This is a genomic window from Crateriforma conspicua, from assembly GCF_007752935.1.
In the GTDB taxonomy this organism is placed as follows: Bacteria; Planctomycetota; Planctomycetia; order Pirellulales; family Pirellulaceae; genus Crateriforma; species Crateriforma conspicua.
On the sequence record NZ_CP036319.1, the window covers coordinates 5,577,203 to 5,603,675 of the forward strand.

The following is a 26,473-nucleotide window of genomic DNA, read 5'->3' on the forward strand; positions in this document are numbered from 1 at the left end:
GCGTTTCAAACCGCAGCAGCATCAACGCCGCAGACGATTTGCGGCTCTGTTCCCGCCACTGGTCTCCGCAGCGCCCCGTAACGCCACGTTGGTCGTGGATTGATCGGGCGAGGGCGGTGGAATCTCAAAAGCACTGAATTCTGCGAACACCGGCAAGTGATCACTGATCGCCTTGGCTTGTTCGCTGGTGATGCCCAAGTCGTTGACGAAGTCGACCACACCGGCTCGCCCCGGAATGAATTCCTGCATCGTATAGCGGTCGATCAAGATGTGATCGTACGTTTTGTTGCGTGCGGTATTGGTCGTCAGACCACCGGCCAGGCTTGCGATCCCCGGGATCTGCCCCATTTCGCCCAGATTCGGGACGTCCACGTTCAGGTCCCCGACCAGCATGTAATCATCTTCGCCGTGCTGGCTGTATTCCCAGCTGCGGATGTTATTGAACACATCATCCAGAACGTTCATTTCATTGGTGCGGGAATCCCCACGAACCTCATCCGGATCGGTGTGCATGTTGATCATCGTGAACCGAAACGGTTGCCGGGTCTGATTCGGTAATGGTCGAACCTGAAACGAGGCGACCATGGGTTCGCGATGCAGGAAATCCGATTCGCTGTTGGGCTCGCCGTCTTGGACGACGTACTGGCTGTCGGGCACCAACGCGATTCGGCGGTCGTCCCAGACGAACGCGTAGTGTTCCTTTTGATTGGTGCGGCCCAGGGGTTGGCTCATCACCGCTTGATAGTGAGGCCGACCGCCGCGGGGAACGTCCTGGTTCAGAATCTCCATCAGCCGGTCCAGCGCGACGCCTTTGCTTTTGACTTCCTGAATCGCGACGACGTCAAAGTTGGCGACGATGCCCGCGATCTGCTGCATCACGGTGCGATTGTTGGACTTGGCTTCGGCAAAGACCTGGATGTTGAACGTTGCCACACGGATGGTTTCCGCGGACTTTTCCCCCAGTTGTCTTAGACTGATCGGCCGCATTTCGATCGGCGGCGATTCGCCCCGATACTTGTCCAGCGACGGCAGATCAATTTGGCCGGTGAATGCACCCAGCATCGTCGCCAAGATGCCACCACCGGTCAGACCAGGACCGATCCAACGGACCAGCGGCAGTGACCCCAGCAGGCTGCGGCTTTTGCTGCGGCGACGCCGCTTCTTATTGAATAGCAATCCCACGTCGCTTCCTTGCAGCGGGGTTTCGCGGCAACATCCTGTCGCCGAATCGTCGTGTCAGACCCACCGGTCGCCCCGGGGGCGGGATGGGGTGTCGTCTAGCTGCCCGTTGAATTGCGGAACCAGCGCTGATTCAGAGCCGTCTTTTGCTTCGTAGTCCTCGCGTGCTGAAACGCTGTATTCGCAAAGCGAAAGACGACGATCCGAAAATCAATCGGCCGCTAGGCAGCGAAACCGCGGATGGATTCCAGCGCCTCGATGGCAAGACGACGCAAACGCGGCGGTGCATCTTCGGCAATGTTTCGCAACACCGGCATCGCCCCGGCCGCTTTTTGTCCGATGCGGCCGAGCGCCCAAGCGGCGCGTTCGCGTGTCGGCAAAAAATGGGAATCGGTCAGGCAGCTTTCCAGCGCCATGATCGCTTCGGCCCAATGACAGCCCAGTCCGCCGGCGGCACCACAACGCCCCAGCAACGTGGCCGCCCAATAGCTGACATCGCCGTGCTGTTGATCGGCCAATAACTCGCACAATCGTGGCACTTCATCGGCGTGCACGGGCAGCCCGCATTCCAGGGCCTCGGCCGATCCGACTCGGACCATTTCCGCACTGTGCCCGTTCAATTCCACCAGCCGCGACGCACAGGGCAAATCCAATCGAGACATTGACACTTCGTCGATCAGAGTGATTGCACGCAAAACGGCCATCAAACGGACCGTATCGTCGCTAAACAGGTCTTGGTTTAAAACTGCTTCATGTTCGCTGGTGGACATGACTGGCGTCCTTGGGTTTCACCTTTGGTGGGATCGGATGTTCGAATCCGTCGCGGCCATTCGGGATCGGCACGGCGACAATCGCCGAACCAAATTCGTCACTTGGGTGCGTTAGCAAATCGCCAAAGTGCGACGCAAGATCGAACCGACGCTGCATACCGACGCGGATACACTGGCGACCGGCCGCCCGAATCCGATGGCCTCGATTCAGACGGCGACCATTCTGGTTGCGTTAGAATTGAGTGATAGAGAATTTCGGGTCGCACCCCCGATCGAGTTGGCGGCTTGTTGACGGCGATGAAACTGGGCCGCGTTGGCGATCCGAACATCGCCCGTTCGCCAGCGGATCTCGGTCGGCGGCATCGGCCTGATTCGAATGGAATATCGACCTTTCCCCACGTGCTACGGATCGAAACAGTCATGCAACAGCCCACCGATTTCGCCATCATTCCCGACCGCGATTCGATCGGAACGGTCGACCGCACCATCCAGTTTTTTCCCAGCCAGACGACCGCGCCGAAACGGTTACGCACCGACGACATCAAACGCTGGAACGAGACCGGGTTCCTGGGGCCGCTGGACGTGTATGACGAAGCCGAAATCACCGACATCCGTAAGTTCTTTGACGATTTGCTGCAAAAGACCTTGGCCGAAGGCAAAGACAGCTATTCGATCAGCAGCGCGCATCTGAAACACGCTCGTGTGTACGACATGCTGCGAGACCACCGCATCGTCGACTACGTTTCGGACTTGTTGGGCCAAGACGTGATCGGTTGGGGTGCCCACTTTTTTTGCAAAATGCCCGGTGACGGCAAACGAGTCGATTGGCACCAGGACTGCAGTTACTGGCCTTTGACGCCCACCAAGGCCGTCACGGTGTGGCTGGCCATCGACGATGCGGACTTGGAAAATGGCGGCATGGAAATCTTCGCCGGTTCCCACACCAATGGCTTGATCGATTTTGAAACCAGCGACGCGGGGTCGGGCAACGTTCTGGACCAGACCGTCGAAAATCCCGAACAGTACGGAACGCGGATGCACACGCCCCTGAACGCCGGCCAGATCAGCATCCACAGCGATTTGCTGTTGCACGGGTCGGCCCCCAATAACAGCGGTCGCCGACGCTGCGGGCTGACCCTGCGGTATTGTCCCGCCGATGTGACCGCTTATCTGGGCTGGCAGGCCAAGGGCGTGCCGGTTCGTGGCAAGGCGGATCCCGAACTGTGGCCCGGTGCCTCGCGCCCGGCCGAGTGATTTTTCGCCGGCCATCTTTCCGCTGGGGAATTTCTTCGGTGATTGGCCTTTTCCGGCTCGGCTGTCTTCGGATCGTCCCCGACGGTTTCGGTTGGCGGATCGACAAAAAGGATTAGAATGAAGGCTCGCGGTGACGGACTGAGTCCGGTTGACGGTCATCGGAACAGGCAAACCGTCCGTCCCGTCAACCCTTCTTCGCTATGAAGCTAACCAGCGCCTACCAGTCCGCCGACTGCACGATTTCCTTCGAATTGTTCCCGCCCAAGACTACCGCCGGGCTGGACAAGCTTTGCCAAAACGTCGATCGCTTGACCGATTTTGGCCCCAAGTTCATGACCTGCACTTACGGGGCCGGCGGATCATCCCAGGGCATGACCCTGGACGTTCTGCGCCAGGTGAAATCGCGGACGAATCTGCCCGTGGCCAGCCATCTGACTTGTGTCGGGGCGACCGTGCCACAGTTGTGTGATTTTCTACAGCAAGCGACCGACGCGGGTGTCGATTACATCGTCGCTTTGCGTGGAGACCCGCCGCAGGGCAGCGATAGGTTTGTGCAAACCGAAGGCGGGCTGCAGTACGCCAACGAATTGGTGGAACTGATCCGCGAGCGTTTCAATCACTTCGGCATCCTGGTCGCCGGTTATCCGGAAGTGCACCAGGAAGCCCCCGATGCCCAAACCGATCTGACGAATCTGAAGCGTAAGGTCGACGCGGGGGCCGATGTCGTGGTCACCCAATTGTTTTACGACAACGCCGACTTTTATCGTTTCCGCGATGACTGCGACCGCGCCGGGATCACGGTTCCGATCGTCCCGGGCATCTTGCCGGTCACCAATTTCGCTCAAGCCAAGCGGATCGCGACGATGTGCAAATCGGCGATCCCCGCATCGTTGGAAGACGCCTTTGCCAAGTGCCAGAACGCCGACGAAGAATTTGAAATCGGTGTCGAACATGCACGCCGTCAAACCATCGACCTGATGGAAAACGGTGTGCCCGGCATTCACTACTACGTGCTGAACAAGACCGAAGCAGCCGAACGGTTGCTGCAGGGTTTGTCATTCGCCGTTTAGGTCGACGTCGACCGCGGGGCGAGCGAGACCACCAATTGCCCCGGTGTCACGACACGACCTAGTTTCGCGTCAAATCCCAGGCGTCCAACCACTGCGTTTTTCGACGTTTCATGTCGAAGTTTTCTTCCAGACGCTCGGCCATGTCGGGCAGGTGCCCGGCACCATAGAAGACAGCGATCTTTGCGTTGTCGCCCTTCAATTCTTCACGCAAGATCTCGAACGCTTTGGCATTGCGTCCTTTGATCAACGTGTTTTCACCGTTGGCATCATCGATGCCGGCGGTGACCGATTCGATGTCGATCAATTGTCGCGCCATCGTCTGTTTCATCATCTTGCTGCGGTCCTTGCTGAACAAAGCCATCAGCAACCCCGCATCGCCGCCGGTTTGCGTCGACGACGCCAGTCCCGCACCCATCATGCGGGCCACCATTTTCGGCAAACTGTCGCCGCGTCGTTCCAAGTCTTCGACAAATTCATCGGGTGACATGTCGGCGTGACGAAAGTTGTCCGCCATGTAATCGATCAACTCCAGCTGATACTCCAGATTCAGCATGGATTTCATGCCGGTCTGCATCGACGCCAACAGCGACCGGCGACGCTTCAGATCTTCCGGCCGAATCCGCGTGCCGTCGGGAGCGACCAGTTCGTACAAGACCTTGTCGTACTTGGCCAAAAGACCGTTTAGTTTTGTGTAGTATTCACGCTGGCCGATGTGGACCACGCCGACCAAATCCACCACCTTGCCTTCGAACTCCGTGCCCTTCTTACCCCGGTAGCGGACTATCGCGGTCTGCAGAGCTTTGGGGCGTTGGTCGTCGCTCTTGGCGATGCGGACGTACAGCGGAACCTGGTCCGTCGCGGTCGCGTCGGACGAATCCGCTTGTTTGGTTTCCGCCGTATCTTTCTCGGCCGCGGCGGGTCGTTCGGCAACCGCTTGGGCGAAAGAACGCACCCGGTCGGCGAAAACCAGAAACAGGGCGAACAAAAAAGCGAACAGCAGACGCATGGCATTACCGGGGGGCGTGATGATGGGGATCCGATTCGGGTTCGCCGAACCCCTTCTATCCTAGCGTTCGCTCAAGCCCGGCAAACCTTGGCGACGGTTTCGCCGCCGATGCAATGACCGTCGGCTTGGTTCAGCCGCACAGGTCCAGACCGGTCAAACCGGCGTCGGGCACGGGGGTCTCGGTGGTCGGTTGTTCGCCGGCCAGCTGGCGGGCACAACACAGCCGCCACGTTTCCGCTTCGACTTCCAGAACCAAACGGATCTCATCGATGGCACCGGCGTCCCGCGTTTCTTCGGCGGCGATCAGGTGTTTGCACAGAAAGACGTACAGGTCGGAAACCTGTTTGCCCAACTCGGTATCCTTGTCCGTCACGCCGGACAGCAACTCATTCAACAAGTCCAACAACCAGATCGAATCTTCGCAAACCGCAGGCGTGTCTTCGTGCCGCCAGCGTCGCGACAGGCGATCGGCCACTTGGACAGCTTTTTCGATCAGCATCAGCCGCAATTTTGCCGGCGGGGCATTGATGACCGCAGATTCCAGGTACTGTCCGCTTCCCTGCTTGGTGGCTTCGTTCATAGATTCTCAACTCCCTTCGAGTGATTGGCGATAAGCGGTCGGATCAAGGATCGACGTCGTCTTTCAAGACGGCCTATTCCGGGATCTCGATCGGTTGGATGCTTTCGATCGCGCTGATGTTGCCTTGCAACTTGGCGATCGCTTCTTCCATACCGATGAATTGCAACAACAATTGTTCGCGTTCGGTTTCCAGACGTGCGTTGTAATACTCCACCCGCTGGTCGTTCCGTTCGATCTGGGTCGTCAACGTTTGGGTTCGTGTCAGCAACAGGCTGCTGGAATCGCCGGCCAAGCGTTCCCCCAGGCTGTCCATACGTGCAACCAAACCGGTGTCGTCGGTGGTGAAGAAATCGACCACCGATTCGCGTTGTTCGGACAGTGTGTCTTTGAACTTGCTTTCGTCGAACTGCAGTTTGCCTTCGCTATCCAATCGCAAGCCGACTTGGCCCAAAGATTGAATGTCACCGGCACCGCGAATCTGGCCGGAAATCAGCCGGCTGTATCCGGTTTCGATTCGCAAGACTTCGCTGCTGCCGAACAACAGCCCGACTTCGTCGGTTTCACTGTCGAAATAACTCAGCTTGCCGACTTCATCGACCAACGTGTTGTATTGCGTGACCAGTCGCTTGACCGCATTGACCGCCGCGTCGGGATTGTCGCCGACGGTGACTTTGATGGCTTCGTCGGACAATTCTTTGACGGTCAACACTAACCCGCCGCTGGAATCGCTGCTGTCGGACTCCTCAGGGGTGACGGCCAAGACTTCGACACCGTCGATGGTTTGCGTTTCGCCCGTTCCCGCAAATCCCAAGGTTGATGCGACAATGCCATTGCCCACGTCTTCGATGACCAAGTCTTCGTCGCCGCCGGCGTTGTCGATGATTTGAACGCCCGAACCGTCTTCCTTGATCGACGCCGTGACGCCGATGTCCAAGGCATTGATCCGATCCACCAATGCGCCAACGCTGGTGATGCCTTCGGTCGTGATGTTGACCGCCCCCGTGGCACCGGTGGAATCCTGGATTTTCAAGCTTCCGTTGGTGATGCCCAGATCGCTGAGCGCCGTCAACGATCCCAAGACCGATCCGGTGGATCCCGCATCGCCGATTTCGAACACGCCGTCGGTTGACGTGTAAAAACGTTCGCTGCCGTCAGCGTCGGTCACACCGATCAACGCGTCTTGGCCGATCGACGTGGTGTCCAAGTCCAAACTAAAACCGCTGGTGTTGATCGCCAGCTGGCCACTTTCCCCCGCGGTTTGGCTGCGAACCGAAAGCGAAAAGCTTCCGTCGTCGTTCTGTCGGATGCCGGCGGTGGCGTATCGCCCGTTGTTGATTTTTTCGGCGATCGACGTCAGTGTGTCTTCGGCGGTGACTTCGATAACATCGGCTTGCGTTCCCACCAACGCCGACACGGTTTGACCGCCGATCGTCTGCTCCGTTGCGGTTCCCGCGATGCCCAGGTCGGCCGCCGCGGTTCCCGATCCGCCATCGGTGATTGTCAGTGCTTCTTCGCCGCCCGCGTTGTCGATGACCTGGATGCCATCGCCTGCTTCGTTGATCGACGCGGTGACGTCGGCGGATGAATCGTTGATCGCGTCGACCAATTCGCCGATCGTGCTGATCTGGTCGGCTTTCAAGTTGATCGCCCCGGTTACCCCGGCGCTGTCTTTGATGGTGAAACCACTCAGCCCGATACCGGCACCACCGTTCATGTCTTCCAACTTTGTATCGGCCGTGACCAATTGACGATTCAAATTGGTACCGACGACGATGTCGTCGGTCGTGTCGGCCTGCAGGCCCAAAGCCGATGCGGTGTCGTCGGCCGAATCGATTTGCAGGTTGCCCGAACCGCCCGACACGTCACGAATACGTAATCCGTTTCGCGCATCATTCAGTCCAACGATCAAGTCCAATCCCGCGGCGTCGATCAAGTCGATCACTTCGCTGGTGGAAGTCGCCGACGACAAATCCACCGACGCGGACGAACCGTCCGACAACGTGATGTCCAGCGTCGTCAGGCTGTCCAGGCCTGCACCGCCGGCCAATTCGTCCAACGCGACCCCGCGTAGCGTTTGCACGCCGTCGGGAAGTTCCAGTGCGGCGCCGGTAATCGAATCGGAGGCTTCATTGACGCCCCACAGTCCAAGATCGGCGGCGGTTTCGTCGCTGCCGAGTTGTTCGACGATCAGATTGGACGCCGATTGTCCGGTTTCGTCGATCAGACGAAAGGCACCGCCCACCGTGGTCGCCCTTACGTCGACGTCAGCGTCGTTAATGGCGGTGATCACGTCATCCACGGTGCGTGCATCGGAAAGATCGATTTCCGCCGATGCGCCGCTGCGGTCGGTGATACGAATGGTTCCCGCTTCGACCCCGCGCCCGCCGTTCAGATCCGCAAGGCTGGCGGACTGGTCCAAAAAACCCTCCGGTGCAACGGTCAGCTTTCCTTCAAAGCCCAATGCTTCTTCGGCGGAATCAAATCGCCGCCGTGATGAAACGCTGTGGGTCGCAGCGGTGGCCAGCGTGCGGACGCTGTAGTCGCCCGTTTCGACGTTTTCGCCCGCGGTGGCTGAAAGCACGTCTTTGTTGCTGGAACTGGCCGATTTGCTGTGATACAGCGCTTCGCTGCCCAGTCCGTTTCCGGCCAACTGGACGCCGATCACCATGGCCATCAGCGAATTGACCGCCGACTGTTCTTGCCGCAAGGATTCGGTTTGCGCCGACAACCGATCGCGCGGCTGGGCGCTGATCTGCATCAGCTGATCAACGGTACCCAAAATATCGGTACCGGTAACCAAACCGACAGAAGATTGAATACGGCCCATGGCAACACGAACGCCCAAGCGGTGAAAATCAGGATCGATCGAATCGATTCAATCCTTGTCATCGTCAAACTCGGGCCAAAGCATTCACCAATTCAGTCTGATCGGATCGATGCGACCGAACCGGCCGCCTGACCACCCGTGCGGATGATCTGCTTTTAACCCCGTCCGAAACTTAGCTTGCCGATCGGCGCTGAAACCACGAAAAAACGCGGTTTGTCGGACATTTCGTGGCCGATGCCGGACCGAACCGCCGGATGCCCAAGGCCATGGCGGCGGTCGGTCAGCGTTGATTATCGGCTTATCCCAACAGCGACAGGACGTTTTGCGGGTTTTGGTTGGCGATCCCCAGCACGTTGGTACCGGATTGGACCAAGATTTGGGCTCGCGTCAGGTTTGCCGATTCTTGAGCAAAGTCGGCGTCCCGGATCGAACTTTCCGCTTCCTTCAAGTTGGCCATGGTTTCGTTCAGGCTGACCATGTTGCTGTCCAGCGTCGTTGCCTGGAACGCACCCAACCGCCCACGCAGCCCGGTGACCTTATTGATGACGTCATCGATGACGCGTGCGGCGCCGTTGATGTCATTGGTCAGGCTCTTGTCCTGGCCGCTGGCCAATTCGTACAGCCGGCCGCTGGCACCGCCCAGTTGGCTGGTGCTGACGCTGCCGATCCCCATGCGGGCTTGCTGATTGCTGGTCACATCGGGGCCCAGTTGGAACAGGGCACCGCCACTGGTGATGCTGAAGGACACGTCGGTGTCGCTGCCTTCTTCGACCGTCACGGTCAAGTCCAGCGTGCTGGTGTTGATCGACAACGTGTTGCCGTCGCCGGTGGCGGACGTTCCGTTGACCGTGGCGCGGATGTCTTTTCCGTTGGCCCGCGACGCGGTCAAACCGCTTTCAAACGTTCCGCCTTCGCCCTCTTCGATGACTTCGATGTCGATCAGCGATTCGGAGCCGTACGAGGTGCTGGTCAACTTCAGCGAACCGCCGTCGTCTTCGGCTTGAATGCCGGTCGAATCGGAAACCAAGTTGATCGACTGGATCACGTCGTCCAGCGAAGCTCCCTTATCAAACTGGAAGACTTCCGAACCCAACGAACCGGTCAACTGAACCACCAAGTCGGCGTTCAGTCCGCCGCCGAAAACGCCGCCGGTCAGATCGGTCGTGGTCGCCGGGGTGTCGTTGACAATGTCATAACTGCCGTCGCCATCGGTGGCGGTCAGTTCGGCGCTGAAGCCTTCCAAATCGTCGATCGCTTGCGAGATCGCGCCGACGTTGACCGGACCGTTGCTGCTGACCGCGACGACGATGTTGCCGTCGGTATCCAGCGATGCGATTGCGGTGCCGGCGTCCAAGGAGTTGTCCGAGTTCAGCGTGATCGAAACACCATCGCTGTCGGCACTGGCATCGTCCGCCGTGACCGTGATCACGTCATCGGCCGTCGCGTCGGTACCACCGGTCAGGCTGGGGTCGTTCGCACCCAAATCCGCCGTGGCGAACAAGGCCGTGCCGTTTTGCACGTTCCGTGTAATGAACGTGCCTTCGTTGTCGATCGCGGCGGCAATGTCAGCTGTCGTCGCACCATCGGCCACCGTGACGTTGATCACGTCGTTTTCGGCGTCGTAAACCGCTTCGGTCGTGTCACCGCTGGTCAGGTTCAACGTCACGCCGTTGCCCGCGGTGCCGTCGGCGTCACCACCGTTGACCGCTTCGATGTCGAATGACGATGCCAACGTCGGGTCGGTGCCGCTGGCCAGTTGAGCCGTCAGCGGGCTGCCCGGTGCCGTGTTGTCGACAGCGTCATACTCATAGTCACCATTGACGGTGTTCGATGCGATGAACACGTCACCAACGTCATTGTTGATCGCCGCGGCAATGTCGGCGATCGTGTCACCGTCGGCAACCGTCACGGTCAACAGGTCGTTATCGGCGTCGTAAACTGCACCGGTCGTCGCACCACTGGTCAACACGATCTCCGTGTCGTTCCCCTTGGCACCGTCGGCCGCACCACCGTTGACGGCCGTCAGGTCAAAGCCCGTCGTGCCGCTGGTCGTGTTCGAACCGCCGGTCAATTGGCCGGTGTACGTGCCCGCATCGCCCGCGGCGATCGTACCCGAGGTACCGCCGTTGGCTGCGACGGTGAAGTTCGGGTCGCCGGTCAGGTCCGTCACGATTGCCGCGGCATCATCGCCTTCGACCAAGGTCAACGTCAGTGTGTCGCTGTCGGCGTCATAGCTGGCCGACGAATCACCGCCGACTTGCGTGACGACTTCGATGATCGTGCTGTCGCCCTTCAAACCGTCGGCCAGGCCGCCGTCGACCGCATCGATGTCCAACGTCACGCCGCTGCCCAGCGTCAACGTACCGCCGGCTTCGGCATTGGGCGTGAACGCATCGTCGAAGTTGATCGTCCCGGTGGCTTCGGCGCCAACGGTGAACGAATTGGCAAAGTTCACGGTACCGGCCGCTTCGGCATCGGCCGATGGGGCGCTGAAGTTAATCGTGCCGGTGGAGTAAGCGGCAGTGGTTGACGCCGGGATCCCGGTCGTGCTGACTTCCGCCTTGGTCGCCGCCGCAATGACTTCGATATCGACATCGATCGCACCCAACGCGCCCAAGTTGGCTTGATCGATTTGTAAATCGGTGATCGTGCCGAAGTTCGATCCACCCTGGGTCACGAAGTCCAAGCTGCCGTCCAGCAGCCGGCGGCCTTGGAAGGTGGTCGTTTGGGCGATCCGGTTGATCGCTTCCAGCGAACTGTCAATCTGCAACTGGTTCGCAGCGATTTCGTCAGGGCTCAAGGCACCACTGTTGGCCGCTTCGACGACCAGACCGCGGATGTCGTTCAACAAGCTGCTGACTTCACCAAGGGCGCTGTCGGCGGTGCTGATGATCTGGCTGGCTCGTTGCGTGTTGCTGACGGCTTTGCCCAGGCTGGTGATTTCGCTCCGCAGGGCTTCACTGGCAATCAAACCGGCCGGATCGTCCGATCCGCTGTTGATGCGTAAGCCGGTGCTCAGCCGCGTCAGGCTGGTCTGCAAATCCCGGTTACTCGTTTGCAGCCGGTTCTGGGCGACAAGCGAAGGAACGTTGGTGTTAATCCGTGTCATGGCGGGACTTCCATATCAAGTGAGACTAATGAATCGCAGTCTCTTCCGACCGCGTGGCCCGGCCACGCGAAGACCGGAAAACATTCCGAACCGGAGCGGCGTGAAACTCACGTCACCGATCGGGAAATCTGTTTGCGTCACACTCGGTATCGGAATTCCTTCCGCATAAATCTGGCCGAACAGCCGCCGAATCTGGACGACTGTCGACCCGGTGCCTGCATTATTCGAAACGACCGTTAAGCTTTGACATTCTCGGGCCTCCGACCTGAGCCGATGTCCCTGTTCAAAACGAAGAAACGCCCCGTCGAACTGATTCGACGAGGCGTTTCGCGGCTTTCCGGTGGCCGGCCGATGCCCCGAAAGTCGGGTTTCGGCCGGCGGAATCTGTTTCGGCAAACTTATCGCAGCAGCGACAAAACGTTTTGCGGGTTTTGGTTGGCCATCGCCAACACGTTGGTGCCCGATTGGACCAGGATTTGAGCCCGGGTCAGTTGGGCGGACTCTTCGGCGAAATCGGCGTCGCGGATCGAGCTTTCGGCTTCCTGCAAGTTGGCCTTCGTTTCGTTCAGGCTGACCATGTTGCTGTCCAGCGTCGTTGCCTGGAACGCACCCAATCGGCCGCGAAGTCCGGTGACCTTGTTGATGACTTCGTCGATCACTTCGGTCGCACCGCTGATGTCGTTGGTCAGACTCTTCGCTTGGCCGCTAGCCAGTTCGTACAGTCGACCGCTGGCACCACCGAGCTGACCGGTGCTGACGCTGCCGATGCCCAAGCTGGCTCGTTGCGTGCTGGTGACTTCCGGTCCCAATTGGAACGTCGCACCGCCACCGGTGATGTCAAAGCTGATGTCGCTGCTGACGCCTTCTTCGACCGTCATGGTCAAGTCCAACGTGCTGGTGTTGATCGACAAAGTGTTGCCGGATGCGTTGGCCGCGATTCCGTTGACCGTTGCCGACAGGTCGGTACCGGTGGCACGTTCGGCGGACAGGCCGCTCTTGAACGTTCCGCCTTCGCCTTCGCTGATGACTTCGACATCGATCAGCGAATCCGAACCGTACGAGGTGCTGGTCAGCTTCAACGAACCGCCGTCGTCTTCGGCTTGAATGCCGGTCGCGTCGGCAACCAAGTTGATCGACTGGATCACGTCGTCCAGCGAAGCTCCCTTGTCGAACTGGAAGACCTCGGCACCCAGCGAACCGGTCAACTGAACCACCAAGTCGGCGTTCAGTCCACCGCCGAACACACCGCCGGACAGGTCGGTCGTGGTCGCCGCGGTGTCATTGTCGATGTCATAGCTGCCGTCACCATCGGTCGCGGTGACTTCGGCACTGAAGCCTTCCAAATCATCGATGGCGGCGGAAATCGTTCCGACATTGACCGCACCGTTGCTGCTGACCGCGACGACGATGTTGCCGTCGTCATCCAGCGATGCCTGAGCTTCACCGGCGGCCAGCGAGTTGTCCGCGTTCAGTGTGATCGTCACGCCGTCGCTATCGGCACTGGCTTCATCCGCCGTGACCGTGATCACGTCGTCGGCCGTCGCGTCGGTACCACCGGTCAGGCTGGGGTCGTTCGCACCCAGATCCGCCGTAGCGAACAGAGCCGTGCCGTTTTGCACGTTCTTGGTGATGAACGTGCCTTCGTTGTCGATCGCGGCGGCAATGTCGGCCGTCGTCGCACCGTCGGCCACCGTGATGTTGATCACGTCGTTATCGGCGTCGTAAACCGCTTCGGTCGTGTCACCGCTGGTCAGGTTCAACGTCACACCGTTGCCCGCGGTGCCGTCGGCGTCACCGCCGTTGACCGCTTCGATGTCGAATGACGATGCCAACGTCGGGTCGGTGCCGCTGGCCAGTTGAGCCGTCAGCGGGCTGCCGATCGCCGTGTTGTCGGCAGCGTCGTAGGCGTAGTCGCCGTTGACCGTGTTCGATGCGATGAAATCGTCACCGACGTCATTGTTGATCGCCGCGGCGATGTCGGCGATCGTGTCACCGTCGGCAACGGTGATCGTCAGCAAGTCGTTGTCGGCGTCGTAGGCCGCACCGGTCGTCGCACCACTGGTCAACACGATCTCCGTGTCGTTCCCCTTGGCACCGTCGGCCGCACCACCGTTGACGGCCGTCAGGTCAAAGCCCGTCGTGCCGCTGGTCGTGTTCGAACCGCCGGTCAATTGGCCGGTGTACGTGCCCGCATCGCCCGCGGCGATCGTACCCGAGGTGCCGCCGTTGGCTGCGACGGTGAAGTTCGGGTCGCCGGTCAGGTCCGTCACGATTGCCGCGGCATCATCGCCTTCGACCAAGGTCAACGTCAGCGTGTCGCTGTCGGCATCATAGCTGGCCGACGAATCACCGCCGACTTGCGTGACGACTTCGATGATCGTGCTGTCACCCTTCAAACCATCGGCCAGGCCGCCGTCGACCGCATCGATGTCCAACGTCACGCCGCTGCCCAGCGTCAATGTACCGCCGGCTTCGGCGTTGGGCGTGAACGCATCGTCGAAGTTGATCGTTCCGGTCGCTTCGGCGCCAACGGTGTAGGAATTGCTGAAGGACGCGGTGCCGGTTGCTTCGGCATCGGCCGACGGTGCACCGAAGCTGATCGTTCCGGTGGAGTTGGCCGCCGTGGTCGTCGCGGGAATCCCGGTCGACGTAACCGCGGCCTTGGTCGCAGCGGATTGAACTTCAACGTTCACGCTGATCTTGCCAAGGTTGCCCAAGTTGGCTTGGTCAATTTCCAGGTCTTTCACGTTGGAAAAGCCTGTGCCGGCCTTGGTGTTGAAATCCAGGCTTCCGTCCAGCAACTTGCGGCCTTGGAAAGTGGTCGTTTGGGCGATCCGATTGATCGCTTCCAGCGAACTGTCGATTTGCAGTTGGTTCGCCTCGATTTCCTCGGACGACAGGGCACCACTGTTGGCTGCTTCGACGACTAGGCCGCGGACGTCGTTCAGCAGGCTGCTGACTTGGCCCAAGGCACTGTCAGCGGTGCTGATGATTTGGCTGGCTCGTTGCGTGTTGCTGATCGCCTTGTTCAAACCAGTGATTTCAGCCCGCAAGGCTTCGCTGGCGATCAAACCGGCCGGATCGTCCGCACCCGTGTTGATACGCAAACCGGTCGACAAACGCGTCAGGCGTGTTTGCAGGTCGGCGTTGCTGGATTGAAGTCGGTTTTGGGCGACAAGAGACGAAACGTTGGTGTTGATCCGTGTCATGGTGATTTCCCCTATGCTGCGGCATCGCTGCCGGCGGAATGTGCGTTCCGCCGCTCAAACAAGTTCAACCGGGCAGCGGTGCGTTCGAATTTGGGCAGGCACCGAACACCGATACACCTGCCGGAGGGCAGCAACACTTTTCTGCCTTCCGCTGCAAACGTTGGTCACGGCGAAAAATTGGCAAACTTTTAGGCCTACAAAAGCTGGCCAAACTTGAACGAATCGGGCCGGAATCCAGCATCTTCCCTAGAAACGTCACAATCCGCCTTGCCGCTGCCGTTGCCACGTTGGTACTTAGCCAGCAACCGGGACGTTTTTCCCGCAAAGCCGCGCCCCACCGGATGCGGCCACCCAAGACGTTTCATCCCCCTTTAGCGACTCATAAACAGCGATTCCGTCTCGTTCGCGATGCGGCTGTGCAAGGATGCTTGTGGCTAGGCAAACCGACATTTTTCGAGGTGACGCCGGTCCGGTCGGGCAGGAAGGCCCGATCGGGGTCCGCGCCCGACGCGCCCCCGCGGCGCGTCCGCCGGTCATGGCGGCGTCGTGGCTGGGGTTGTTCCTGACCCTGACGATCCTTTCCTGTTTCCCAACGCCGGCCAACGGCCAAATGGGCGGAATGGGGGGCGGAATGCCCGGCGCAGGCGGTGGCGCGGGCGCCCCAGGACCACCCCAGCGAGCCAAATTCCGTGACGCAATCCACGAAACCGACGGCCTGACCATCGGGCGGGAAGAAGGCGACAAAATCGTCTTGGCCGTCCGCTTGGTGGGCAACCGATCGGTCAGCCCTCACCTGATCCATCAAAAACTGCAGACCCGAAAAGACCGGTTCTTCGACTACGAAACCGTCCTGGCCGACGTCCATCGTCTGATCGAAATGGGATCCTTTGATGATGTGACGTTTGACATCCAAGAAACACCCGCCGACGCGGCCCAGCCCGGCGTGATCGTCACCTTCAAAGTTCGCGAACGTCCGGTCATCACCGAAGTGATCTTTTTCGGCAACACTCGCATCAATGACCGCGAACTGCGGGGCAGGGCGGGGCTGACCAAGAAAGACCCACTGAACCCCTACGCCATCGAATCGGCCCAACGCCGCCTGATCGACTACTATCACGAAGAAGGCTTCAACCGCGTCGCGATCTCCGTGGAATACGGACAACCCGATGCACCGGAGGGCCAACGACTGTCCAGCGGCGAAGTCGTCTTCCGCATCAACGAAGGCCAAAAAGAACGCATTCGCACCATCCGCATGGTGGGAAACACCATTGTCAGTGGCTCGCGACTAAAAAGCATCATCAAAAGCCGTGACGCTCGGTACGGTGCGACGCTGTACGTCGGTAACACCGCCGATCTGCAAAAAATCAATCGTGACGTCGACATCCTGCAGGCCTATTACCACAACCTGGGATTCTTGACCGCATCGGTCGGCCGCAGCATCGAGTACGAAGAAAACGGCAAATTCATGTCGGTCACCTTCGACATCCACGAAGGCCCCCGGTTCCGCATCGGCGACATTCAAATCGTCGGCAATCAATACGTCACCGAAGAATCACTGCGTGCCCGACACGAATTGATCTCCGGTGCAACGTTCAGTGGCACCAAAATGCAACTGGACATCGGATCGATGATCTACGGCTACGGCGAACTGGGTTTCATCTATGCCGAAGTCGAGCCGAAAACCATCATCCGTGACGAAGCCGGCGTGGTCGATCTGGTTTACCAAATCGAAGAAGGCGATCGTTGGCGGATCGGTGAAATTCACGTCAACATCGACGGCGAACCTCACCTGATGAAAGAAAGCACCATCCTGAACCTGATGGAACTGCGCGAAGGCGATGTCATCGACCGTCGGAAACTGGAAAGCGACCGTCGTCGTCTGGGAGCCAGCCCACTGTTGGAAGCCGACATGAATATCGCCGAACCACCGGACATCAAAGTCGTGCCAAGGCAGGAGCTTCGATGAACACCATGGAACGTTTCTGCATGAACAACACGCACGGTGAACCTGCGAAGACCGCCGACCGAACCGGTCGCTGGGCCAAGACGCTGATGATCGGCGGACTGATCGCGCTGACCGGCTGTAACCAATTCGGCCCCAACCCCGGTTCCGGATCATCATTGTCGATGGGCGCCGGACCGCCGGTCACCGGACCAAGTTTGCAAACCGCCACGCCGTCGATCGCTCAGGCTTCGGCCACCAGCGGCGCTACGGCCGGTGCCCCGGCGACCGCCGACGGATCGGTGATCCAAGCTTCGTCTCCGAATCCCGGCACCACCGCCATTCCCGCTTCAACGGTGATCCCCGCATCGGCCACCACGCCGACCACTGGACAAACCGGCCATGCCGGTAACGTCGACAGCGGCGTGGGCTTTGGCCAACCCCAACCTTATGTCTCGCGACAATACCCGACGACACCCGGTGCCGTCCCTGTTCCCGCACCGATGCCGGGCAACACGGTCGACACATACGGTTCGCCGTTCGGTTCCCCGATGGGCGGCGATGTGCTGAACGCGCCACCGCCGGCACCCATGATGCCGCCCATTCGTGACGCCGATCTGATCGTCAACGGATACCCCGCCCGAACCGGCCGGATCATGTTTGGCGGTGCCGTCAACAGCGACGCCGGCGTCACCGGTCAAATCACGATCGACGAACGCAACTTTGACATCACTCGTTTTCCAACGTCCTGGTCCGACCTGATCGGCGGAACGGCGTTTCGCGGTGCCGGTCAAACCCTGCGGATCGAAGCGGTCCCCGGCAGCCAATTCCAACGCTACACCGCATCGTTCGGTGACCCCAATCTGTTCGGCTACCTGCCCATCAGCATGAACGTCAGCGGCTTCTTGTACGACCGACGGTTCGACGACTGGGACGAAGAACGCTTGGGCGGTCGCCTGAGTTTTGGCTATCGCATCACGCCCGACCTTTCGATCAGTCTGGGCATCAGCGGACAAAACGTCGACGTCACCAACCCGCGTGTCTTGGGGATTCCCCAACTGGACAACGCCCTGGGTGACAACGAACTGTACAGCGGACAAATCGCTCTGGTCCACGACACACGTGACAGCCCGATCCAAGCCGGCGAAGGCCACTACTTCGAATTCAGTTTCGAAGAAGTCTTTGGCGATTACGATTATTCCCGATTCGAAACGGAGTTCCGCCAGTACTGGTTGCTGGCGCAACGTGCCGACGGATCCGGCCGCCAAACGCTGTCGTATTCGACTCAAATCGGAATCAGCGGCGAAGAAACACCGATCTTTGAAAACTTCTTCGCCGGTGGTTACGCGACCATGCGTGGTTTTGACTTCCGTGGTGCCAGCCCGTCGATCGCCGGTGTGGAAGTCGGGGGTCGATTCCAATGGCTCAACGCCATCGAATACATGTTCCCGATCACCGCGGACGATGCGTTCCGTGGCGTCGCCTTTGTCGACTTCGGAACCGTCGAACAAGATATCGAAATCAACAAAGACAACTTCCGGGTCGCTCCCGGGGTCGGTCTGCGAGTGGCCATCCCGATGATGGGGCCCGCGCCGCTGGCGTTCGACTTCGCCTTTCCGGTCGCCAAAGCGGACACCGACGACGAGCGCACGTTCAGCTTCTACATGAGCCTGATCCGATAACCAGACCCAGGTTTAGCAACCACTCGGGCCGCCTGTGAAAACCAGGCGGCTGGCAAACTCCGATTGCCGCTCGCCCCACCAGGTTGACTCACATCTGAACAGTCGAAACATCAATTCGACGTGAAGATCGGAAGCGTTTGGCACCGCTGTCTGCTTTAATTCCCACCCCACGCAACTTTCCTGTCGGGAAAGTTGCGATGTTGGTTTATGGAATTCAAGTCTCTGCACAGACACAAAGTAGTGAGCCGCTGGTATGCCGACGTCATTTGGCAAATTTGTTTTGGTGGGGTGCCTAGGATGCTGCACGCTGACCGCCGTTGCCCCCGCCGCCGACCTGTTCCAAATTGATCCGACCAACCGACCGGCGATTGGCGGTAAGGAAATCGACTGGATCGACGGCGACTTTGTTATTCGCAACGACAAAATCATCGCCGTCGTCGCCAACCCCGTCGAGGGCCGCGATGCCAACATGACCGTCCGCGATGCGGGTGCGGGCTTGATCGACCTGACTCGGCGGGACGGGATGAGCGATCAACTGAGCGCATTTTATCCGGCCGCTTCACGATTTCTGTTCGAAGACGCATCAGCGGTCGAAACCGGCGATGTCGACGGCGGCGTTTTTTGGCAATGCACGTCGTCGTCCGTCCGCAACGGTTCCGGCGGTAACGCGACGGTGCGATACGAATTGCGCGACGGCGACGATTTCGTGACAGTCACCACGACCCTCCGTGGCGAAGACACCGCGGCCGACGGTGTCCGTGCCGACCGTACGTTCCAATTCGGAACCTTAAGTGTTGACGACCAAAACGTGGCGTTCTTTCGTGACGAGTTTTTTCGCCAGTGCTATGGCATCACCGGACAGGGTTTGGGCAACGGGATGATGCAATGGGACAAGGAACGGATGCGCCGCGTGACCTACCCGCCGGCCGCCGGCGAAGATCCGGGCAATGACGACAACACAATCCGGTGGACCGTTCGCCTGTACCCGGCCGCCAACTTGGTCGATCTGGTCGGCATTGTTCGCGGATCCGCCCCGCAAACGATTCAGCTGGACGGATTGGTCGGTGACCAACCGCGTCCGACGCTGACAATCCTGTCGGCCGATGCTGACCAACTGGCATCGCTGACACCAGAATTGCAAACCAAGATTCATTTCCCCGAAAACGGGAACACTTCGTTGCACCTGAGCCCCGGAAAATATCAGGTACGTGCCGAAGCGATCGGCCATCAAGCGGTGATCACCGAATTGACGGTGGGGCCAAGTGCCGCTGATCACACGATCGAATTTTCGGCCGCCACCAGCATTGTGGCCTCCACTCGCGACAGCGACGGCAACCCGTCGCCCGCCAAGTGGACCTTTTACGGCATCGACGGAACCGCCAACCCGACGTTCGGCCCCGACAGCGCCGACGGCAGTGTGGAAAACTGTGTCTACACCGTCGACGGGAACTTCACTCGCAGCATTCCGGCCGGACGTTACGAATGCATCATCAGCCGGGGGCCGGAATTCGACGCCGAAATCCAAACCATTCAGGTTGCCGACGGACAACAGACCACCGTCGACGTCACGCTGAACCGGGTGATCAACACCGATGGTTGGGTCAGTGCCGAACTGCACAGCCACAGCACCCCGTCGGGCGACAATACGTCATCCCAACGTGGACGCGTCGAAAACCTGGTGTGCGAACACATCGAATTCGGACCGTGCACCGAACACCAGCGTATCGAATCATACGAAGACTTCCTTGGCGAACTGGGCGCCATGGACCTGATGGCCACCTGCAGCGGCATGGAATTGACCGGCGGACCGTTGCCGCTGAATCACCAAAACGCGTTTCCCTTGAAATGGACGCCCCATGCCCAAAGCGGCGGCGGCCCGCGCACCGACACCAATCCGATCACCCAAATCCAGCGATTGGCGATGTGGGACGATGAATCCGATAAAGTGATTCAAATCAATCACCCCAACTTGAACCAGATGGCTCGTGACAAAGACAAGGATGGCACCGAAGACGGTGGCTTTGCGTCGATGTTCCAGTTCGCCGACGTGATTGAAGTTCACCCGCCGGAAGCCATCTTTGATGATCCCGAGGAAATCACTCCGGATGATTTGCGAGACAACCGAATCTTGCAGTGGATGCGATTGATCAGCGAAGGCCAACGCATCCCCGGCGTCGTCAACACCGATGCCCACTACAACCATCACGGCAGCGGTTGGCTTCGCAATTGGGTCGCATCATCCACCGACGATCCGGCGCAGATCGACATTGATGAAATGACGGCCAATCTGGAAGCCGGTCGCGCGATCATGTCGACGGGCCCGTTCATGACGGTCCAATTGCATGCCAAGGAACTGGACCGCCCGGCACAGATCGGCGACGAAGTCACCCTGAGCGACGGCAACGCCGAACTAGCGGTCCAAATCCAATGTCCCAACTGGTTGGACGTCACTCGCGTGGAAGTCTTCGTCGGCACCCGCCGCGTGGACGAACTGACACGCCGCCGTCAAACCCATCCGGATGCCTTTGCCGATGGCGTTATAAAGTTCGACCAACGTTTGCCGCTGTCGATTGATGGCGACACGTTCATCGTCGTTGCCGCGATCGGCGAACAACGTGAACTGGGCCGGGTCTACGGTGACAATTTCGGCAAGCAGCCGCCGGTCGTGATCAGCAACCCGATCTACGTGCGACGATGACCGTCCTGCGAATCGCCCGTCGGATCCGCATCGCTGGGCGGATCCGACGGTTTCTGTTTCTTTCGCTGTGACCAAACATGGCTGCTGGCGCGGTGGATGACGCCGTCCCCCATCGCGTCGCGCAGGTTGTCCGACACGCGATCAATCGCTCGCTGGTCGGCCTGATGGGTCTCGTCGTCAAACAGTGACATTTGACGCACCGGTCGCACGTCGGTCAGCCCTCCAAGGGAAACACCGATCAGCCGTACCGGCCTGGGTTGGCGTTGTCGCATTTCGTCCAACAACGTCATCGCCGTTTCCAGAATCAGCCCGGTCGAATCCGTCGTCTGCGGCAGCGTCCGGGCCCGTGTGAATGTCTCAAAGTCCTCGCGGCGATACTTCAGCGTCACCGTCTTTGCGACGCGATCGCTGCGACGCAGCCGCCACGCGGTCTGTTCGCTCAGGTAACTGACGACGCTGGACAGAACTTCGCCGGAAGTCTGGTCTTCGGAAAACGTTCGCTCGTGACTGATTTGTTTTGCCTGACGATCGGGCACGACCCCGCGGGGATCGATTCCGTTGGCCAGTCGGCACAAGTGTTCGCCCCAACTGCCGAAACGACGTCGCAATTGGTCGGCGTCTTGCTTTCGGATATCAATGATGTGACGAATCCCCAGCTCACCAAGTTTTCGTTGTCCGACTTTGCCGACGCCCCACAATCGTGACACGGGCAACGGATCTAAAAACGCTTGCACCGTCGCCGGGTCGACCATCACAAAGCCATCGGGCTTTTGCAGATCGCTGGCGATTTTTGCCACGAACTTCAGCGGCGCTATCCCGACACTGGCGGTCAAGCCGACTTCATCAGCAATCGCCTGTTTGATCGCGCGTCCGATCGTTTCGGCCGAACCGTACAACCGTCGGCTGCCGGTGACATCCAAGAACGCTTCGTCCAACGACAACGGTTGGACCAGCGGCGTGAAGCGATGAAAGATCTCGCGGACCTGTCGCCCCACATCGACATAGTGCGACATGCGACCTTTGACGAACACCGCATCGCGGCACAACTGAACGGCACGTCGTCCCGGCATTGCGCTGTGAATGCCGAATCGACGTGCTTCGTAACTGGCCGCCTGAACGACGCCTCGCCCACCGGTTCCACCGACCACCACCGGTCGGCCACGCAGTTCGGGACGATCGCGTTGTTCGATCGACGCATAAAACGCGTCCATGTCGACATGCAGAATCATCCCGTTGTCCGCTGGTCGAACGTCAAAGAGGTCAATACGAAACTCAATCGCACCGACCGGATCATCCCATCATTGTCGGGTCGGCGAACCGCACCAACGTTCGCTTGAAAAATGACCGTGATCTCGCGACGGCTCATAAGTCGCCCAACAAACAATCGGCCACGCCCTGGTGATCCGAAAAATCGTGCCAGATCGCATCCGGACCGGCCGCCGACAATTCCTCGTACGTCTCGCCCCCGGTACATACCGCGACCACCGACGCCCCGATATGACGCGCGCAAACGATATCGGCCACCGTGTCACCGATCACCACAACATCACGACAAGCATCGTCGCCGTGTCGGCGTCGGATCGTATCTAAGGTCCGTGATGCCAAATCGTTCCGCTGGGCATCCAAGTCCCCGCCGACGATCCACTGGATGTAGTGTCGCAAATGAAAGTGTTCCAATTTGCGAGTCGCGGTTTCCGGCAAGTTGCCCGTCATCGATGCCAGCCGGCAAGATCGCGCCGGTGCCAACGCCTTCAACAATTCCGCAACGCCCACGAACACTTCGCCACCGCTGCGTTGCAATTCCCCCGGAAACCGTTCCGCATACCCCACGCGGAATCGCCGACGTCGCTGTTCGGTGGGCTCCAATCCGTTCATCTCCAACATCTGGGCCATCAACCCCATGTCGGTGCGACCGTGAAACGATCCGACCATTTCCGGATCCTCCAAGCCGAATTCTTCCCGCAGCGTTCGCAGCATCGCCCGACGACCGCCTCCGTGCGCGGTCAACAACGTTCCATCGATGTCAAACAATAACGTCCGCATGGTTCAGTCGGCGAAGATCAAATTCAATGATGGTGGGATGGACCGGTAAAGGATGAAACGGCAAGGCGTCTTCGGGCATGGGCGGCCCCTGGCGGAGCAATGCGATCGCTGGTGTTTTGTCCGGCCGGCGCCTATCCGTCTGGCCCCGTCACCCGAGGTTCTTCCGCCCGCGGCCCAGTCGCCCGCTAGCCCATCGTCCCGCGGATTCCGATACTAGCTCGGCCCGTTCAACATTCCGCCCGGTCCGGGACTCAACCGGTGTCGTCCCCGGCCCCGTCGTCCCCGGAATCGATCCGCCGCATTTGACCACGGCCCCCACTGCCCAGACGATCATAATGTCTGGGCGGCGGATTGTCGGGACGTGTCCGACGCCGCTTTCATCACACAGGTTTTCCTTCTCTTTCCCATCGTTGATCACTTGAGCCAGACGTCTGATTCATCCACCGTCGACAAAAGCGGCGACCGCGTCCGCGAAATGTTTCGCCAGATCGCTCCACGCTACGACCGGATGAACCATCTGCTGTCGCTGAACATCGATCGCTATTGGCGTTGGCGGACGGTCCGGAAGATGGATTTCCAGCCCACCCGCCCCGTGTTGGATGTCTGCACGGGAACCGGCGACTTGGCCCTTTCGATCGCCCGAAAAGTCCCCCACGGCGTGCGCGTCTTTGGCAGCGATTTCTGCAACGCCATGCTGCGGATCGCCACCGACAAGAACGCCGAACCCGAAGGCCCGGTCAAACCGGTTCGGTTCCTGGAAGCCGACGCCCAGGCGTTGCCGTTTGAATCGGACCGCTTTCAATACGTCACCGTCGCGTTCGGTTTGCGGAACGTCGCCGATACCGATCGAGGTCTTCAAGAAATGACGCGTGTGTGCGCCCCGGGCGGCCACGTCGTCGTGTTGGAATTTTCCAAACCACGCATTCCCGTTTTGAAACAGATTTACGGCTTCTACTTTTCGCACGTGTTGCCACGCATCGGCCAGTGGATGGCGCGGAATAACCAATCGGCCTATGAGTACCTGCCCGAATCGGTCGGCCACTTTCCGTCCGGGCCTGACCTGTTGAAACATTTCACCGCCGCCGGTTTAACCGACGTGCGATACACACCGCTGACCCTGGGTGTGGCTTCGATCTATATCGGACGCAAACCAGATTCTTGATCCCCTGCTTACCCTGAACCCGGGCTCACCGATCGCGCAAACCAAGCCCATCTTTTTTGGGCCACATCGCGATTTCACCGATCGACAGGGCTTCGCCGGCCCCGATCGGTCCTTGATCTTCCATCAACCATCCCACCGCAAACATGACAGCCTCAAAACGCCCCCGACGATTCGTCCTGGCGATGACTGGTGCTAGCGGTGCGCCCTATGCGGTCCGCCTGTTGCAAACCCTTGTTCACAGCGACGCAGAAATTCATCTGGCCATCAGCCCCAGCGGCGCGGCGGTGCTGCGTCAGGAATGTGCCTTGGACATCAACGTCGCCGATCCCGACGTGCAAGCGCTGTTGGACTTCCGCCCCACTTGGCCGGGCCAGTGGTCACAACAATCCGCGTTGGCGGCGACAGCGAACGACCACGCCCGAGTGATCGTTCACCGACACGATGACTTCATGACGCCGATCGCCAGCGGTTCCTTTCAAACCGACGCCATGATCGTTTGCCCATGCAGCGGCAGCACGCTGAGCGCGATCGCACGCTCGGCCGCATCCAACCTGATCCAGCGTGCGGCCGAAGTCCACCTGAAGGAACACCGCCGTTTGATCATCGTGCCCCGCGAAACGCCCATGTCGGTCATCCAGCTGGAAAACATGCGTCGCATCGCCTCCACAGGCGCGGTCGTGTTGCCCGCGATGCCGGGTTGGTACCACGGCGTCAGCGGGCCCGATGATCTGGTCGACTTTGTGGTCAGCCGGATTCTGGACCAGTTGGACGTCGACAACGCATTGATTGGTCGTTGGGGTGAAACCTAAAACAAACGACATGAACCAACCTGATGCGTCCCCCGTCGATCCTTCGACCGCACCCATCGCCACCGGCCGCCGCGGTGGGATCAGCGATTGGCTGGGCTTGATCCGATTCAGCCACACGATCTTCGCGTTACCCTTCGCCGCCCTGGCAACCGTGATGGCTCTGTCGACTCCGTTGCCCACCGGTGACTGGCCCAGTTTGCGGCTTCGCGACATCATCGGCATTTTGCTTTGCATGGTGACCGCACGCAGTGCTGCGATGGCCTTCAACCGCTGGGCCGACCGCAAACTGGACGCGGACAACCCGCGGACCGCCGGCCGTCATCTGCCGGCCGGCATCTTTTCACCCGCTCAAGTCGCCTGGTTCACCGCGCTGTGCGTGCTGGGGTTCGTCGCATCGACGTTGTTGTTTTGGCCCAATTGGGTGCCGTTGGCCGGATCGGTACCGGTGATTCTTTTTTTGTGTGGATACAGCCTGGCCAAGCGATTTACCTCGGCAGCGCACCTGTGGTTGGGAATCGCCCTGTCGCTGTCGCCGGTCTGCGCTTGGGTCGCCATCCGCGGCCCCGTTTCGGTCACTCATCCGATCGACTTGGTTTCACCACTGGTGCTGGCATTGGCCGTCGCCGCCTGGGTCACCGGATTCGACATCGTTTACGCTTGCCAGGATGCCGATTTCGACCGCCGCACCGGGCTTCACAGCATCCCCGCCCGCTTCGGCATGACCGGCGCGTTCCGGATCGCCGCCGCATTCCATATTGTGATGCTGGTGGCACTGTTTGCCCTGCCATTTGTGGCCGCCTCGACCCCGCTGGGGTGGACTTTCCTGGCGGGGATGGCCGTGGTCGTCGTGCTGGTCGTTCGCCAGCACACCCTGGTGAACCCCGACGATTTGCGCAGAATCAACGAGGCCTTTTTCCAAACCAACGCCATGATTAGTCTGCTGATCCTGGTCGTCGGCGTCGTCGATTGCCTGACGTAAAACCATCGTCGCCGCAGCCCGACCGGCCGTTGCGGCAACCGGCGTCATGACGGTTAACCAAACGATCCAATGCCTGGCCCCAGCGGGGATTGGCTCGGCCAGTCGGAATGGTTGTCCCGCGGGTTCCTGACACGATTTTTTTCGCCAGATTCAA

Annotated in this window: 17 protein-coding genes; 8 read left to right on the forward strand and 9 right to left on the reverse strand. The window is 59.7% G+C overall.

What is annotated here, in order from left to right:
* Positions 1 to 21: 21 nt before the first annotated feature.
* Positions 22 to 1,182: an endonuclease/exonuclease/phosphatase family protein gene (locus tag Mal65_RS20380; protein ID WP_174820192.1), complete on the reverse strand. Its 1,161-nt coding sequence runs from the start codon at positions 1,180 to 1,182 to the stop codon at positions 22 to 24.
* 218 nt (positions 1,183 to 1,400) lie between these two features.
* Positions 1,401 to 1,949 (reverse strand): HEAT repeat domain-containing protein, encoded by a 549-nt coding sequence (locus Mal65_RS20385; protein WP_145301878.1) that lies wholly within the window; start codon positions 1,947 to 1,949, stop codon positions 1,401 to 1,403.
* Between the two features lie 420 nt (positions 1,950 to 2,369).
* On the opposite strand from Mal65_RS20385, the gene Mal65_RS20390 reads away from it, so the two are divergent.
* Positions 2,370 to 3,203, forward strand: coding sequence for a phytanoyl-CoA dioxygenase family protein (locus Mal65_RS20390; RefSeq protein ID WP_145301881.1), 834 nt, complete (start codon positions 2,370 to 2,372; stop codon positions 3,201 to 3,203).
* 200 nt (positions 3,204 to 3,403) lie between these two features.
* Complete coding sequence (gene metF / locus Mal65_RS20395) at positions 3,404 to 4,273, forward strand: methylenetetrahydrofolate reductase [NAD(P)H] (protein WP_145301884.1); 870 nt, start codon at positions 3,404 to 3,406, stop codon at positions 4,271 to 4,273.
* A gap of 58 nt (positions 4,274 to 4,331) precedes the next feature.
* Here metF and Mal65_RS20400 read toward each other — a convergent pair whose 3' ends face one another.
* From Mal65_RS20400 to Mal65_RS27010, 5 genes are all read right to left on the reverse strand, one after another.
* Positions 4,332 to 5,279 (reverse strand): hypothetical protein, encoded by a 948-nt coding sequence (locus Mal65_RS20400; RefSeq protein ID WP_196784330.1) that lies wholly within the window; start codon positions 5,277 to 5,279, stop codon positions 4,332 to 4,334.
* A gap of 130 nt (positions 5,280 to 5,409) precedes the next feature.
* Positions 5,410 to 5,859 carry a flagellar protein FliS gene (locus Mal65_RS20405; RefSeq protein WP_145301887.1) on the reverse strand — a complete coding sequence of 150 codons (450 nt, stop codon included), beginning with the start codon at positions 5,857 to 5,859 and terminating at the stop codon, positions 5,410 to 5,412.
* Positions 5,860 to 5,932: 73 nt separating this feature from the next.
* Entirely contained in the window at positions 5,933 to 8,686 is a 2,754-nt protein-coding gene (gene fliD, locus Mal65_RS20410; protein ID WP_145301890.1) for a flagellar filament capping protein FliD, read from the reverse strand.
* A gap of 298 nt (positions 8,687 to 8,984) precedes the next feature.
* Positions 8,985 to 11,795 (reverse strand): flagellin, encoded by a 2,811-nt coding sequence (locus tag Mal65_RS20415; protein ID WP_145301893.1) that lies wholly within the window; start codon positions 11,793 to 11,795, stop codon positions 8,985 to 8,987.
* A 398-nt stretch (positions 11,796 to 12,193) separates the two neighbouring features.
* A complete protein-coding gene (locus Mal65_RS27010; protein WP_196784331.1) occupies positions 12,194 to 15,004 on the reverse strand; it encodes a flagellin in 2,811 nt (936 codons plus the stop codon).
* 430 nt (positions 15,005 to 15,434) lie between these two features.
* On the opposite strand from Mal65_RS27010, the gene Mal65_RS20425 reads away from it, so the two are divergent.
* The 3 genes from Mal65_RS20425 (at position 15,435) to Mal65_RS20435 (ending at position 21,326) form a co-directional block, all read left to right on the forward strand.
* Positions 15,435 to 16,970, forward strand: a complete 1,536-nt coding sequence (locus Mal65_RS20425) for a BamA/OMP85 family outer membrane protein (RefSeq protein WP_231131191.1) — start codon at positions 15,435 to 15,437, stop codon at positions 16,968 to 16,970.
* Positions 16,967 to 18,628, forward strand: a complete 1,662-nt coding sequence (locus tag Mal65_RS20430; RefSeq protein WP_196784333.1) for a BamA/TamA family outer membrane protein — start codon at positions 16,967 to 16,969, stop codon at positions 18,626 to 18,628. The genes Mal65_RS20425 and Mal65_RS20430 overlap by 4 nt, the downstream gene beginning before the upstream one ends.
* Positions 18,629 to 18,881: 253 nt before the next feature.
* Entirely contained in the window at positions 18,882 to 21,326 is a 2,445-nt protein-coding gene (locus Mal65_RS20435; protein WP_145301899.1) for a CehA/McbA family metallohydrolase, read from the forward strand.
* On the opposite strand, the gene Mal65_RS20440 is transcribed toward Mal65_RS20435, so the two are convergent.
* Together Mal65_RS20440 and Mal65_RS20445 are read right to left on the reverse strand one after the other, a co-directional pair.
* Positions 21,311 to 22,555, reverse strand: a complete 1,245-nt coding sequence (locus Mal65_RS20440) for a DNA polymerase IV (protein WP_145301902.1) — start codon at positions 22,553 to 22,555, stop codon at positions 21,311 to 21,313. The genes Mal65_RS20435 and Mal65_RS20440 overlap by 16 nt on opposite strands.
* 133 nt (positions 22,556 to 22,688) lie before the next feature.
* The gene (locus Mal65_RS20445; protein WP_145301905.1) at positions 22,689 to 23,369 is read right to left on the reverse strand and encodes an HAD family hydrolase; all 681 of its coding nucleotides are present in this window, start codon (positions 23,367 to 23,369) and stop codon (positions 22,689 to 22,691) included.
* 418 nt (positions 23,370 to 23,787) lie between these two features.
* On the opposite strand from Mal65_RS20445, the gene ubiE reads away from it, so the two are divergent.
* The 3 genes from ubiE to Mal65_RS20460 all read left to right on the forward strand — a co-directional run bounded on the left by ubiE (position 23,788) and on the right by Mal65_RS20460 (position 26,319).
* On the forward strand, positions 23,788 to 24,531 hold the full coding sequence (gene ubiE / locus Mal65_RS20450; protein WP_231131192.1) for a bifunctional demethylmenaquinone methyltransferase/2-methoxy-6-polyprenyl-1,4-benzoquinol methylase UbiE: 744 nt from the start codon (positions 23,788 to 23,790) through the stop codon (positions 24,529 to 24,531).
* 182 nt (positions 24,532 to 24,713) lie between these two features.
* The gene (locus tag Mal65_RS20455; protein ID WP_196784334.1) at positions 24,714 to 25,340 is read left to right on the forward strand and encodes a UbiX family flavin prenyltransferase; all 627 of its coding nucleotides are present in this window, start codon (positions 24,714 to 24,716) and stop codon (positions 25,338 to 25,340) included.
* A 10-nt stretch (positions 25,341 to 25,350) separates the two neighbouring features.
* Positions 25,351 to 26,319, forward strand: coding sequence for a 4-hydroxybenzoate octaprenyltransferase (locus tag Mal65_RS20460; protein WP_145301910.1), 969 nt, complete (start codon positions 25,351 to 25,353; stop codon positions 26,317 to 26,319).
* The last annotated feature ends 154 nt before the right edge of the window (positions 26,320 to 26,473 follow it).